The following is a 14,087-nucleotide window of genomic DNA, read 5'->3' as shown; positions in this document are numbered from 1 at the left end:
ACTATACGATGGACTATGAAATTTTTAATTTGGGTGATGTACTCTTACAATCAGGAGTGACGTTACCAAATGCTTTTCTTGCTTATAAAACATACGGAAAATTAAATGAACAGAAGGATAATGTTATTGTCTATCCAACGGCTTTTGGGGATCAGCATGTTCAGAATGAATGGCTCATTGGCAGCGGGATGGCACTCGATCCAGAGAAATATTTTATTATCGTTCCCAATTTGCTGGGCAATGGGCTATCTTCCTCTCCCAGTAACACGCCTCCTCCATTTGATCGGGCTAACTTTCCACAGGTAACCATCTATGATAACGTTCGATTCCAGCACCAACTGCTGACCGAAAAATTCGGTATTCAAAAGATTGCTCTCGTCGTCGGGTGGTCGATGGGCGGCATTCAGGCATTTCAATGGGGGGCAAGTTACCCGGAGATGGTCGAACGAATCGCACCTTTCGGAGGCATCGCCAAACCTTGGCCTCACACATATGTAGTGCTGGAAGGTGTAAAAGCCTCACTGCTATCTGCAGTCGGCTTCGACTCAAGTAAATTAAACCAACTAAGTTCTACAGACATGCGTGCCGTTGGTCGGGTGTATGCGGGATGGGGACTATCACATGCATTTTATAGAGAAGAGCTTTACCGTGAGATGGGATTTGACACATTGGAGGATTTTGTAGCTGGTGTCTGGGAAGATAGCTTTATGAATATGGATCCTCATAATGTTCTGGCAATGTTATGGACAGGCCAACATGCAGATATCAGTGCAAACCCCTCCTATAACGGAGACTTTGATAAAGCACTTCAGAGCATAAAAGCTCTTGCCTGTATCATGCCGGGAAGCACGGATCTCTTCTGCACAGCGGACGATAATGAATACGAAGCTAAGCGTATACCTAATGCTGTCTTGAAACCAATCCAATCGATCTGGGGCCATTTTGCCGGTCGTGGAATCAACAGTGCCGATAATCAATTTATTGATGACAATCTAAAACACTTGTTGTCACTTAGCACTAAAGAATAGATCGTCACTTGCATTGGATGTCTGTCAGGCCTAGCAAGATTCCCTGTTCTTTAGCCCGGTTATATCTCTCATGAATTCATAACCTAACCGATCGGATTTGAGGTCACCAGAACTTACTGGTTCGACCTCTTTTTTCTGCGATCGTACTTCCTTTAACGAATTCAGTGAACTCTGAAGACTGTAGCACGTCTTTAATCTTAAAAGTTAAACTTATTTTTTTATCGTTCGCATACCTGAAGTATATTCACAAAATTCATCTATCCTGCCAGTTAGTTCAATAAAAAGAACGCTCTCCGTCTTCGCTTGGGCTACGTTCTCCTCATTATATTCCATTTCCAATCACCTATTAAAGAACGTACGTGGGTAGCATGTAGTGCTTAAACAGGGGACTTATCTTAACCTAAGCACTAAGAAAATACTTTATTTCCTTTGAACATCTCAGGCGCTTGAAACTCAATTAGTAAGTAGATATTTGAAAGAATAAAAAAATATGGAATATACCTGGTAGGATGGTTTGAAAGTGAGCGATGGGATAAAGAGGACCCACGTTATAAGAAAGCAAATACTATAAAAAACATGAGCTTGAAGCGATACTTTCCGAGCAAACCCGAAAATGCTCAACCCATTCTTTAAAAGTGATGCACTATATCATGAATTTAGAATATTAAGTTGAGTTAGTCCTCAACCCGTATCTTGCCGTTCTTCTTCTCAAATTCTTCAACGTATTGTTCAATTAAATACTCTATTTGCATCGCGATAGAACGTTTGTTTCTTTCAGCGATGTATTTTATTTTCTCGAAGTTTTCTTCCTCTAGGCGCAGAGTGAAGACTCTTTTATTGGTAGCCATAAAACGGGCCTCCTTCAAAGTGATGTCATTATTATAGCAAGGTGAAATAAAACGATATACGATCACCTTGATATCGTTATGATGTCACTATAGAATTGGAATTAAGTGACATCACTTTGGTATCGGAAAGGAGTGGGAGATATGCTCGAAAACTTAAACGGCTATTTGAAATCATTTATTGAGAAAAGAACGGATGAATTAGGTCAAAATGTTCTTATGGGACATAAGGATTATCAACTTTTATCTGAGTTGCTTAAGAAAAAATTTAATGAAGTTCTTGAACAAGCGTCGGATGAACAAAGAGAGTTGCTGTTGAAATACGAAGAAGAGGGACAAATCCAAACCGCGTTGGCAATTGAACTTATGTACAAGCAAGGATTAATGGACGGCATCTACATTTATCAACGTGTCTTTGGTAATTAATTTCTGAATGTTTTCTTTTTATTGTCCTACTACTAAAAAATCCCCCCTTCCGGTTGACACAACTGGGGGAGATGTTATAATACTCTACGAACCCAAATGATAATGAATCTCATTATTAATGAGAAACGTTCTTACTACCGAGCTACATATACAAAATTACCCGCCCAAAGGACAGCTTATGAAAAAGAGATATCTGGTGATCGCGCTTATCGTTTTATCCGTCGCATCGATTTTTATCGGGGTGAAAGACATCAGCCCGTTGGATCTGTTCAACCTGAGCGACGATAAAGTCCATATCCTGCTAGTCAGCAGACTTCCCCGGCTGGTCAGCATCCTGATCGCGGGCATGAGCATGAGTGTCATCGGTCTGATCATGCAGCAGCTGAGCCGCAATAAGTTCGTGTCGCCGACTACGGCCGGTACGATGGATTCCGCAAGGTTCGGCATTCTGGTCTCGATGATGCTGTTCACCTCGGCCGGTCCGCTGGAGAAAATGCTGATCGCTTTCGTATTCGCCCTGCTGGGAACGTTCATCTTTATGAAGATTCTCGACCGTGTGAAATACAAGGACACGATTTTTATCCCGCTGGTGGGTCTGATGTTCGGAAACATCGTGAGCTCTATCACCACATTTTTCGCTTACAAAAACAATCTCATTCAGAACATGTCCTCGTGGCTGCAGGGAGATTTCTCGATGGTGATGAAAGGCCGGTACGAAATCATGTACATTTCGATCCCGGTGCTCGTTATCGCGTACCTGTTCGCCAACCGGTTTACGATTGCCGGCATGGGGGAGGAGTTCTCCACTAACCTGGGGTTGAAATACAAGCAGGTGGTCAATATCGGGCTCGTCATCGTGGCCCTGGTGTCCTCCGTCGTCATTTTGACGGTCGGTACGCTGCCGTTCCTCGGGCTGATTATCCCGAACATCGTCACGCTCTACATGGGAGACAATCTGAAAAAGGCGCTGCCCCACACCGCCTTGCTCGGAGCCGTGTTCGTCCTTTTCTGCGACATTCTGGGACGGATTATCATTTTCCCGTATGAGATTTCGATCGGTTTAACGGTCGGGGTAATCGGAAGCGGAATCTTCCTTTACATGCTGCTGGCAAGGAGAAAGGCCCTATGAATTCACAAGCAAAAGTTAAAATCAGCCTCCTTGCCGTACTCGCGCTTGTGCTTATCGCGCTGTTTCTCGTGCTTGACGCTTCCGGCAACTGGGATTACGTGCTTCCCCGCAGGGGAAAGAAAATCCTGGCGATTGTCCTGACGGGCGGCGCTATCGCCTTCTCGACGATGGTGTTCCAGACCATCACGAACAACCGGATTCTGACGCCGAGCATTATCGGTCTCGATTCGCTCTACATGCTGTTTCAGACCGCGATTGTGTTCCTGGCCGGCTCCGCGAGCTTCCTGATGAACAAGAACGTGAATTTTCTTATCTCCGTCGGCTTGATGGTTGCCTTCACCGGCGTCTTGTATAAGCTGCTTTTCAAGAAGCAGGGCCAGAACTTGTACTTCCTGCTGCTGGTGGGATTGATTTTCGGGACGTTTTTCCAGAGCATCTCTTCCTTTATGGAAGTGTTGATCGATCCCAACGAATTTCTGATCGTGCAGGACAAAATGTTCGCCAGCTTCAACAACGTGAATACGGATCTGCTCGTCATTTCCGTCGTGATGATCGCTCTGGTGGGTGTTTATTTTGCTAGATTCACGAAGTATCTGGATGTCCTGGCGCTGGGCAGGGAACATGCCGTCAACCTCGGCATCGATTACGATTATGTGGTCAAAAGGCTGCTCGTCGTCGTCGCCATCCTGATCTCGATCGCTACCGCTCTGGTGGGGCCGATTACGTTCCTGGGCCTGCTTGTCGCGAACGTGGCGCACGAATTTCTCAAGACGTTCCGGCACAGCGTTCTTATTACCGGTTCCATCCTTATCTCCATTATCGCTTTAGTAGGAGGCCAGCTGATTGTAGAGCGGGTATTCACCTTCTCGACAACTTTGAGCGTGATCATTAACTTCATCGGTGGTGTCTACTTTATCTATCTTCTATTAAAGGAGAAAAAAACGTGGTAGAAGTCAAGGGCGTATCCAAACTATACGGCAGCAAGCATGTGGTCGAGAACGTGTCGGTCCAGATCGCCAAAGGCAAAATCACTTCCTTCATCGGTCCCAACGGCGCAGGTAAAAGTACGCTGCTGTCCATGGTAAGCCGCTTGATCGACAAAGATCAGGGGGAAGTGCTTATCGAGGGCAAGGAGATCGGACAGTGGAAGAGCAATGATCTGGCCAAGAAAATCTCCATTCTCAAGCAGTCCAACCATATCAACATTCGTTTGACGATCCGGGATCTGGTCGGCTTCGGACGGTTTCCATACTCGCAGGGTCGTTTGACCGCAGAGGATAAGAAATATATCGACGAGGCCATTCAGTACATGGAACTCGGGGATATCCAGGACAAATATCTGGATGAGCTGAGCGGCGGCCAGAGGCAGAGAGCCTATCTCGCCATGGTGCTGGCCCAGGATACCGAATACATCCTGCTCGACGAGCCCCTGAACAACTTGGATATGAAGCACTCCGTCCAGATCATGAAAGTGCTTCGCAGGCTGGTCAACGAGCTGGGCAAAACGATTGTGATCGTCATTCACGATATCAATTTCGCTTCCTGCCACTCGGACTATATCGTCGCTCTGAAGAACGGACGTGTCGTGAAAGAAGGCACAACGGACGAGATCATCGACTCCGCCGTTTTGAAAGAGATTTACGATATGGATATCGAGATTCACAACATAAACGGCAGCAGGATTTGCACGTACTTCGCTTAGGGAACACATTCCCATCAACCGCTTTTTTTACAAATGGTAACCAATTAGACGGATGATGCCGGACGGTGTCATGCCCGCTAACTACAAACCCAATTAAACCCATAGGAGTGATTGCAATGAGTAAGAAATTATCCCTGCTTCTCATGACCCTCGTACTGGCCGTTATGGCTGCGGCGTGCGGCAATAAAGAGGCGGCTACAACTTCGTCGAAAGAAGGAACGGCTCCAACGGCCGCGGCTTCTAAAGAGCTGACCGTCAAGCATCAACTGGGCGAAACAAAAGTGAAAACGAACCCTGCCAAAGTTGTCGTGTTCGATATGGGCGTCCTGGATTCCCTGGATAAACTGGGCGTAGAAGTAGCCGGCGTACCGCAGGACGGCCTGCCGACTTACCTCAAAAAATACAAAGAAGCCAAGTACACCAATGTCGGGAGCCTGAAAGAACCGGCTTTTGAAGTGATCAACAAGCTGAAACCGGATCTGATCATTATTTCCGGCAGACAGCAGGACGCTTACAAAGAATTGAGCAGCATTGCCCCGACGATTTACATGGGCGTAGACGCGAAGAGATACATGGAGTCCTTTAAAGAAAACGCGAAACAGCTCGGCCAAATTTTCGGCAAAGAAGCTCAAGTGGATCAAGAGCTTGCCAAAGTGGACGAAGCGATTAAAGGAATCAAAGATAAAGTAGGCGCAAGCAGCAAAACCGGTCTGATTACCCTCGTGAACGGCGGTAAAATCAGCGCTTACGGTCCAGGCTCCCGTTTCGGCATCATTCATGATGTATTCGGCGTTCCGGCCGTAGACAAAACGATTGAAGTATCCACACACGGCCAAAGCATCTCCAACGAATTTATCGTAGAGAAAAACCCGGATTACCTGTTCGTCGTCGATCGTGACTCCGCTATCGGTACGGAAAGCGCGGGAGCCAAGAAAGTCATCGAGAACGAACTGGTGAAAACGACGAAAGCGTTCAAAGAAGGCAACATCATTTATCTGAACCCGGACTACTGGTACCTGTCCGGCGGCGGACTTGTATCCGTAGCCGAAATGGTCAAAGAAGTCAGCGCAGGCATCAAGTAAGCAGCAGTAGAGTAACGCCCTCCGGAGCCATCCGGAACTGCCTGGCACTTCCTCCCGAGTCTCGGGAGGAGGATGCCAAAAGGCCTCCAGTCACACCCGAAAGGGTGGAACTGGAGGCCTTTTTTGGCGATACTGCGTCTGTCTTCTGCAGCGCGGTATCGCGGGAAGCTTGGCATCCCGCCGGTGTCGCTATGCAGCATCGCGAGGAGCCTGGTTGGCGCTGGCGTCTGCTTAAACAGCAGGGGGAGCAGCGCGCCTCCTCAATGCGAAGCGGGCCCCTGCTGCTGGTTCGGATCCAGCTTCTCCCGGCTCATCGCAATGGCGCATACGAGCGCTAGCGCCGCGGGCAGTACCGTCCATGCGAATGTATGGACGATGGAGGAGGACAGCGCCTGCGTGATCTTATCGAGCACCGGAGCGGGGATAAGCGCCCGTTTGGCCGGATCGAGCAGACTGCGCGCATCGCTCGTATCGAGTCCCTGGGGCGCCTGCGCCTGTCCGGCGAACGATTCCGTGAGCTTGCGGGTGAACGCGTGGCTCTGGATGATGCCGAAGATCGTAATGCCCAGCGTCATGCCGAGCGAGCGGAGGAAGTTCAGCGTGCTGCTCGCGGAGCCGCGCTGGCGCGCATCGAACAGATGAATCGCGGCATTGCTCAGCACGGAGAAGGAAGCTCCGATTCCGAGGCCGACGATCACCATGAAGATCGTGACCAGCCAGCGGGGAGAATCCGCGTTCAGCGTGGTGAGCAGTAGAGTACCTACCACGAGAATGGCGGTAGTCGGGATCATGATGGCGCGGTAGCTCACCTTGTTCATGAGGAAACCGCCTCCCGTGGCCGTTACGACGGAGCCCAGCATCATCGGCAGCAGAACCATGCCGGAATTCGTGGCCGATCCGCCGAGTACGCCTTGGACGAAGATGGGAATATAGACGGACGCCGTTATAAAAGCAGCCCCGCTGAAAATTGCCGTCGCGTTGCTCGTGGCGTAGAGCCGGTTCTTGAACATGCCGAACGAAATAATCGGCTCGGCCACCCGTGTTTCGATAAACAGGAACAGAACCGCCAGGACGGCGAAACCTGCGAACAGGCCCAGAATAACTGCGGAATCCCAGGCGTATTCTTTGCCTCCTAGCTCCAGAGCGAACATCAGGCAAATAATGGCCCCGACCAGGGTGACCGCGCCCAGCCAGTCGATTTTCTGCTTGGAATGCTCGTGCGATTCTTTGTAGAAGGCCGCGATAAAGACCAGAGCGATTAATCCAAGAGGAAGGTTGATGTAGAAAATCCATTCCCAGTGGATGTAGTCCGTGATATAAGCGCCCAGGAGGGGCCCGAAAATGCTGGACATGCCGAACACGGCGCCGAACAGTCCGCCGAGCTTGCCGCGCTGCTCCACGGGAACCGCATCGAACATGATCGTGAACGCGATAGGAACGAGCGCTCCGCCGCCGATTCCCTGAATCGCCCGGTAGATGCTGAGCTGAACGATCGAAGTTGCCGTTCCGCACAGGATGGAGCCGATCATAAAGACGATAATGCCAAATACAAAAAACTTTTTGCGGCCGTACATATCCGACAATTTGCCGAAGATCGGCATGCCGGCCATTTCCGCTATCATGTAAGCGGAAGTAACCCACACGAATTTGTCGAGTCCGCCGAGCTCCCCGACAATCGTTCCCATGGCCGTCGAGACGATCGTATTGTCCATGGAAGCCATCAGAATGCCGAGCAGGAGCCCCGCAATGACGATGCCCAGGTGTTTGGTTTTAGCTGGTGCCATAAAGCTTGTTTCCTCCGATTCAATGAAATGATTTACAGGGCCGTGACACGACCCCGGTTCGCTTTGTGTCCGTCAAGGACCGCCCCTTCCTATAGAAGCAGGTCCGGGATGAGGACAGCGAGCTTGCTAATTTCGTAGCCGTATTTATCGCCGCTTCGGAGCAGCTTGAGAATAATTCGTGTGTCCCCGTATCAAGTTTGAAGTTAACTTGCTCTCTTTATCCACGAAAACCTCGCCTTCCGTATTACAATATAAACAGATGTACTTTGCTTGTCAAAGTAATTTAAGTGTCTTAATCCCGCAAGAGTTTCCTTATTTTCTACCGCCGGTTTTCCGGAAAAGGTAAAAATGATGCTCAACTGCGACCTCGGCAGCGTCCTGCTGATATCGGGCCAAAAGTCAGGAACGTGGTCCTCTCTAACCTCCCCGATTGAAACTTCGTCCCCGCGGCCCTAGAATGGAAATGTCCGGAAAGGAGCGCGAGGTGATGGAACATGTCCAAAGCGGATAATATGCTTGCCATACTGTGGCACTTGAAATCGGGGAGAAGAATGACCGCCCGGGAACTGGCCGAGGCGCTTGAAATCAACATCCGGACCGTGTACCGGTACATTGACGCGCTTTGCGCCAGCGGAGTGCCGATATTGGCGGATTCCGGACATAACGGCGGATACAGCTTGCTGCCGAGTTTCCGGGAGGCTCCGCTGTTCTTTAATGCCGCCGAGCAGAAGGCTCTCGTTCATGCCGCCATATTCGCGCAAGAAGCGGGCTACCCGTTCGGGGACGCACTGAGCAGCGCCGTGGGGAAGCTCAAGCAGTATACGAACCCCGAGCAGCTGAGTGCCATCCAGCGGCACGAAGCTGGCTTCGATGTGATTCATCCTCCGACCGATTCTTCGCTGGAGGCTTACCTGCAGATGCTGGAGATAGCCGTTGCCGACGGGCATACCCTCCATATGGAATACAGCAAGGGAAACTCCGCGGCGAGCCAGAGCCGGAGTATGGATCCGTACGGGCTCGTTCACTGGAAGAGCAAATGGTATTTGGTCGCCTTTTGCCACCTTCGCGGCGAGCTTAGAAGCTTCCGCGTCGACCGTATCCAGGCTTTGTCCCATACGGAAGGGTTCTTTACCAGGCCGACGGGGTTTTCCGCTCGTCAGTTTTTTATGAATAATCTTCTGCCTGATACCAGCCGGCAGGATCAGCTTGTCTCCATCCGTATACACGGGGCTCCCCAAGCGATAGCCGAGCTGTGCGATCATTGGCTTTTCAGCCATGCGATCGTGGAGCGTACGACGGATCAGATCCATATGAAGCTGGAAGAAAAAGCGATCCGCAGCTACGTCCCTTATTTTCTGATGATCTACGGGAAGTCGATCCGGATTCTTGAACCTCCTCTGCTGAAAGAGCAGCTGATTGACGTGACGTCGGGCCTGCTTGAATTTTATAAACAGCTTTAGCTTCACTGACCGGAATTATCAGTTAATCCGGGTTATCCTAAGAAAGCAAGGAAGTTTACGGGAAAAAGGAGCAGCCTGGACGGCGGAATTTCCGTGCGCGCAGAGGAGCGTGCATGACGGCGGTCACCCGTCAAACAGTTATCCGGCTTCGCACGGAGTTATACGCAGGCCTTAAAAGCAACACCTCAACATATCCACAGAAACAGGGAGGAACCGGAATGTCTTCGGATACGCAAAATCAGGAACTGGAAAAGGCCGCTGTATTAAGCGGTTATGCGGAGCAGCAGTACGACTATCATGTGTGGGCAAACGAGAAGGTTTTCGCAGGCCTCAAGGCCCTGCCCGAGAAGCTTTCCTTCGAGCAGATCCAGAGTATTTTTCCGTCCGTCGCCGACGCTTTGAATCATATCTACATGATGGATGAAATGTGGCTGGTCATTATGAAAGGGGGCGGCTATGAAGAAGCCAGGAAGGTCGTGGCGGACCTTTACGCGCAGGGCCGGGGGGACTCGCTGGACGAATTGCAGAAGAAATTCGCTCTGGCTGTGGAGAAGTACCGGGCTTTCTTCGCCGAGGGAGAAGGCGCAGCCGCCGAAACGGCTCCGTCGCATCCCCAGTTCGGCTCCCTTGAAACCAGGGTCTATGCTCTGGTACAGCACGTGGTGAATCACGGGACGTATCATCGCGGCAATATATCCGCCATGCTGCGCCAGCTCGGTCATAAGGGCACACCGACCGACTATATTGCGTTTTTGTTCGAACGCGGCCTTCGCTGAGGAGGTAGCTTGATTAGCTTTAAGGGCAACGTACATAAGTTCCTAAGTAAAATATCCCGAAAAGAGCTCCGGAAACGGAGTTCTTTTCTTTTAATTTGGAAAGGATGATGGTAAGATATAAAACCCGCCGTTTTGAAATTTTAAATCTATACACAGGTTTATACACAAATCAACAACCTGAAATATTAGGCTGTGCATAAGTTTGAAATATTTATAAACATACCCACAGGCAGGGTTGTCCACAGTTTTTTTGCGCGGACTAGTCTGTAATTTTTATATTGACAGTTAGGGCTTTAAAACCTATCATAGAAACATACCCGTATGGGTATATGAGTTCAGGATGATAAAGACAGAAACGATATAGGAGAGAGCTGGAATGGCCTTTCAAATACCTAAGAACCGTACACCGGAGGATGTCGCCCGGCGGATTCACGACGGAGAGGATGTTTATATCCTGGATGTCAGGGAAGATGAGGAATGGGCCGACGGGCATATCGCGCAGGCCGTTCATATTCCGTTGGGGCAATTGATGCAGAGACTGGACGAACTGGACCGGAATCGGGAACTTACGGTGGTTTGCCGCAGCGGCAACCGGAGCGGATTGGCTTGCGAACTGCTGGCGGAGCAAAACTACGACGTCGTTAATATGACCGGCGGTATGAACAACTGGACGGACCGTATCTCATCCGGACGTTAGATCGAGAGCCGCAAAGTCGGCAGATAGACCGGCAACCGATTTATAGCTGTCAACAGCGTGAATATGGAGGGATTGTCGAATGATTATGTGGGAGATCATCGCGGGAATGATGGTCTTGGCGATTGCGCTGAGCTGGCTTCCGGTAAGAGGGCTATCTTATCTGAGTCAGGAGAAGGCGAGGGAGCTTGTCGTTTCCAAGGAAGCAGGACGGATTAAGGTGCTGGACGTGCGTGACGCTTCGGACTATGAAGAGGCGTCCGGTTTTCCTTCCATTAATATGTCCGTCGGCCGGCTGCCTTACTTGTGGAAGGATGAATTCTCTCCGGAAGACCGGGTTCTGCTGGTCGGGGACTCCAACCGTCACATCAAGAAAGCGGCCCGTTTTTTGAAAAGGCGCGGATTCAAGGGGCTGTACGCCATGCAGCTTCGTTCCGAACTTCGCGCTTTGGGGACTGGTCCCGAGAAGACCTGCGGAGCAGGCTGCCCTTAACAACGACGCAAACGGCATTATACGGAAAGGAAGATCGCGATGAACTACGATGAAAGCATAGTCCGCCGGCTGAAGCGGATGGAAGGCCAGGTACGCGGCATTCTCAAAATGATGGAAGAAGAAAAAGACTGCAAAGACGTCGTCGCTCAGCTTTCCGCAGTCAGAAGCGCGGCCGATAAAGCGATGGCTTATATTGTCGCCACCAATCTCGAACACTGCATCCGGCAGGAAGAAGAGAAGGGCAAGGATACGGGCAAACTTGTGCAGGAAGCCGTCGAGCTTCTTATCAAAAGCCGCTGACCGTAGCATTTCGGGCAATCGCCGAGGCGTTAAATAACAGGAGCTTTCCAGTGATTCCTTAAGGGATTAACGGAAAGCTCCTTTTGCATTTCAAAGGCAAGTTTTTTACAATTTATTAAAATATGGTATGATCAGGCTGTTCCCGATCTCTTTGTTCAGGACCAGGAATTAGGTGAAGAAAGGAAGACTTTTTATTGCAATGAATACGAAATTAAACGTTTTGCTGACCCGTTCTTTTCTCGTCTGTCTTTTACTTGCCCTATGCTTCGGAATGGTGGCGCTGCTTGTAAGCCGCCAGCAGGTTGCCTCGTTCGACGAGACGATCATTTCGTTCGTGCAGGGGGCGGAAAGCCCCGGATTAACCGCGGCGGCTAGTCTGCTGTCGGAAATCGGTTCTTCGGCCGTGGTCCCGTTTATTACGATCGCCGCCGCTTTGTATTTATACTTCGTGCTGAAGCACCGGTCGGAAGTAATTCTGCTCATTGCCGCTATCGGCGGCTCCGCTATTTTAAATACGATTCTTAAAAAGATCTTCCAGCGGGAACGTCCGACCATCCATATTATTATGGAAGAAGCCGGATTCAGCTTCCCCAGCGGACATTCCATGGCCGTAGTCGGTTTATATGGAATTCTGGTCTATCTGCTGTGGAAGCATATTTCGAGTGCGGCGGGAAGAGCCGTTCTCGTCGTGCTGGCGGCCGCACTGATTGTGGCGATGGGACTCGCCCGGATCTATCTCGGTGTGCATTATCCCAGCGACGTACTGGGCGGATATCTGGCCAGCGGTTTCTGGCTGGGCGTCTGTATCTGGACGTACCGGAGCTACCGGAACAGGCGGCAGTCTGCCATGAGGTAGCCGGCAGGTATCGGTGTGGCAGGAGGCGGGGAAAAGGGAGTAAGGCTTCCTACAAATGTTTTGAAGGTCCGCCCTCTATCGACCGCCGACAAATTCCCAACTCTTGCTGAACTGTCGGGCGAATCTGGAGGAGCCGGATTTACGCATTAGCGGCATAGCCAGATTGTATGAGTCCGTGCAAGGACTTAGGAGGCAGCGCCCAGTAGTCAGCAATGACTTCAGCATTGCGGGATGAAACGTGGGAGCCGCTCTCGCCTCATAGCCCTACCGTGCTTATTTGCGCCGATAGAGCGGGGACGCTGCAGCGATTCGAGCAGGACTGGCGGCGCCCGGCGCAAACAAGCAAAAGCCCTTCGCACGATGCGAAGGGCTTTTTGCTTTAGGGCTGTTCGGCCTTCAGGCGGTCGAACAGCAGCTTGGCGGCGCCGAACATGCCTGCCGTGCCTCCGAGCTCGGCCGGCACGACCGGGACAGGCGCCGCCGTATAGGCCGGCATGGTCATGTCCAGGACATGCCGGCGGATCAGATCGAACAGGAAGTCCCCCTGTTCGGTGACGGCCCCGCCCACGACGATGGCGGGCGGGTTGAACGCGTGGATGAGACCGCTGAGCCCCGTGGCGACGTACTCGGCGTACAGCCGCACGATGGCCATCGCGGTCTCGTCCCCGGCGCGGGCGCGCGCGAACAGCTCCGGCGGAGACGCTTCTTCCAGCGTCTCCCCGCCCCGTTCGCGAATGAGGCGCTTCAGCGCGGTCACGGACGCGTACTGCTCCCAGCAGCCGCGGTGGCCGCACGTGCACGGCTCGCCGCCGAAAGCCACGACCATGTGGCCGTAAGCTCCCGCGAAGCCGTCGCGCCCGTGCAAGGGGCTGCCTTCGCGGATGTAGCAGCCGCCCACTCCCGTGCCCAGCGCTACGCAGAGGAAGGTGTCCCAGCCGCGTCCGGCTCCGAGCCACTGCTCGCCGAGGGCGATGACATTGACATCGTTGTCGACGGCCGCGGGCAGACCGGAAAGCTTTTCGATATCCGCGCGCAGCGTCGTTCCGCTCCAGCCGGGCAAATTATCGGTCGCGAAAGCTACGGTTCCTTCGCGGTTGATGTAGCCGGCGCTCCCGATTCCGGTGCCGGCGAGCTTGACGCCTGCGGCAGCGGCCTCTTCCGAATACGTTTGCATAAGTCCGGCGAGCTTGGCCATGAGACCGGCTTTGCCGGCGGACGCTTCCGTCTCGGTTTTGCGGGAAGCAAGCACCTTCCCGTCGGGAAGGATGAGGCCGCTTTTAATGTGGGTGCCCCCAATGTCGATGCCGATCGCTGCGTAAGAAGACATGATCCTTTTCCCCCGCTTCGTGATTTTAGAAGAATTAATTTTCCTTAATATATAATGATAAAAGAATTTTTACTTCTTTATTATAGGAGAAGCCTGCTGCCCTGTAAATGAAAAACGGCAGTTTATCCGTACCCGGTTCCACCGGTAAATCCGTCTTCGTCCCCGTAAAGTTCCCGCGAAATCAA

General features: G+C 51.3%; 15 protein-coding genes. 12 read left to right on the top strand and 3 right to left on the bottom strand.

The features are described 5' to 3' along the window. Positions 1-8 precede the first annotated feature (8 nt). Complete coding sequence (locus AC58P5_RS21610) at positions 9-1,028, top strand: alpha/beta fold hydrolase (RefSeq protein ID WP_262685444.1); 1,020 nt, start codon at positions 9-11, stop codon at positions 1,026-1,028. 674 nt (positions 1,029-1,702) lie between these two features. On the opposite strand, the gene AC58P5_RS21605 is transcribed toward AC58P5_RS21610, so the two are convergent. Beyond that, positions 1,703-1,876 (bottom strand): Arc family DNA-binding protein, encoded by a 174-nt coding sequence (locus AC58P5_RS21605; protein WP_497390211.1) that lies wholly within the window; start codon positions 1,874-1,876, stop codon positions 1,703-1,705. Between the two features lie 141 nt (positions 1,877-2,017). Here AC58P5_RS21605 and AC58P5_RS21600 point away from each other — a divergent pair, with 141 nt between their 5' ends. The 5 genes from AC58P5_RS21600 to AC58P5_RS21580 all read left to right on the top strand — a co-directional run bounded on the left by AC58P5_RS21600 (position 2,018) and on the right by AC58P5_RS21580 (position 6,212). Further along, positions 2,018-2,299 (top strand): hypothetical protein, encoded by a 282-nt coding sequence (locus AC58P5_RS21600; protein WP_497390209.1) that lies wholly within the window; start codon positions 2,018-2,020, stop codon positions 2,297-2,299. Positions 2,300-2,477: 178 nt separating this feature from the next. Further along, positions 2,478-3,428 carry an ABC transporter permease gene (locus AC58P5_RS21595; protein WP_497390207.1) on the top strand — a complete coding sequence of 317 codons (951 nt, stop codon included), beginning with the start codon at positions 2,478-2,480 and terminating at the stop codon, positions 3,426-3,428. Continuing rightward, positions 3,425-4,378, top strand: a complete 954-nt coding sequence (locus tag AC58P5_RS21590; RefSeq protein WP_497390205.1) for an iron chelate uptake ABC transporter family permease subunit — start codon at positions 3,425-3,427, stop codon at positions 4,376-4,378. The genes AC58P5_RS21595 and AC58P5_RS21590 overlap by 4 nt, the downstream gene beginning before the upstream one ends. Then, positions 4,372-5,130, top strand: coding sequence for an iron ABC transporter ATP-binding protein (locus tag AC58P5_RS21585; RefSeq protein WP_497390203.1), 759 nt, complete (start codon positions 4,372-4,374; stop codon positions 5,128-5,130). Before AC58P5_RS21590 ends, AC58P5_RS21585 begins: the two co-directional genes overlap by 7 nt. Before the next feature lie 116 nt (positions 5,131-5,246). Next, the gene (locus AC58P5_RS21580) at positions 5,247-6,212 is read left to right on the top strand and encodes a siderophore ABC transporter substrate-binding protein (RefSeq protein WP_497390201.1); all 966 of its coding nucleotides are present in this window, start codon (positions 5,247-5,249) and stop codon (positions 6,210-6,212) included. Between the two features lie 260 nt (positions 6,213-6,472). Here AC58P5_RS21580 and AC58P5_RS21575 read toward each other — a convergent pair whose 3' ends face one another. Further along, positions 6,473-7,996, bottom strand: a complete 1,524-nt coding sequence (locus AC58P5_RS21575; RefSeq protein ID WP_497390199.1) for an MDR family MFS transporter — start codon at positions 7,994-7,996, stop codon at positions 6,473-6,475. 494 nt (positions 7,997-8,490) lie between these two features. On the opposite strand from AC58P5_RS21575, the gene AC58P5_RS21570 reads away from it, so the two are divergent. The 6 genes from AC58P5_RS21570 to AC58P5_RS21545 all read left to right on the top strand — a co-directional run bounded on the left by AC58P5_RS21570 (position 8,491) and on the right by AC58P5_RS21545 (position 12,575). Further along, on the top strand, positions 8,491-9,456 hold the full coding sequence (locus AC58P5_RS21570; RefSeq protein WP_497390197.1) for a helix-turn-helix transcriptional regulator: 966 nt from the start codon (positions 8,491-8,493) through the stop codon (positions 9,454-9,456). A gap of 218 nt (positions 9,457-9,674) precedes the next feature. Then, positions 9,675-10,232, top strand: a complete 558-nt coding sequence (locus AC58P5_RS21565; protein WP_497390195.1) for a DinB family protein — start codon at positions 9,675-9,677, stop codon at positions 10,230-10,232. 376 nt (positions 10,233-10,608) lie between these two features. Beyond that, on the top strand, positions 10,609-10,929 hold the full coding sequence (locus AC58P5_RS21560; protein WP_497390193.1) for a rhodanese-like domain-containing protein: 321 nt from the start codon (positions 10,609-10,611) through the stop codon (positions 10,927-10,929). Positions 10,930-11,008: 79 nt separating this feature from the next. Then, positions 11,009-11,419: a rhodanese-like domain-containing protein gene (locus AC58P5_RS21555; RefSeq protein ID WP_497390191.1), complete on the top strand. Its 411-nt coding sequence runs from the start codon at positions 11,009-11,011 to the stop codon at positions 11,417-11,419. 39 nt (positions 11,420-11,458) lie between these two features. Then, positions 11,459-11,719: a metal-sensitive transcriptional regulator gene (locus tag AC58P5_RS21550; RefSeq protein WP_218231228.1), complete on the top strand. Its 261-nt coding sequence runs from the start codon at positions 11,459-11,461 to the stop codon at positions 11,717-11,719. A gap of 199 nt (positions 11,720-11,918) precedes the next feature. Continuing rightward, entirely contained in the window at positions 11,919-12,575 is a 657-nt protein-coding gene (locus tag AC58P5_RS21545; RefSeq protein ID WP_497390189.1) for a phosphatase PAP2 family protein, read from the top strand. A gap of 379 nt (positions 12,576-12,954) precedes the next feature. Here AC58P5_RS21545 and AC58P5_RS21540 read toward each other — a convergent pair whose 3' ends face one another. Further along, positions 12,955-13,902, bottom strand: a complete 948-nt coding sequence (locus AC58P5_RS21540) for an ROK family protein (RefSeq protein ID WP_497390187.1) — start codon at positions 13,900-13,902, stop codon at positions 12,955-12,957. Positions 13,903-14,087: the final 185 nt, after the last annotated feature.

This window comes from Paenibacillus sp. JT31N7 (assembly GCF_059692095.1).
The sequence above is the reverse complement of the archived record's forward strand: the minus strand, read 5'-3'. Positions and strand labels throughout refer to the sequence as shown.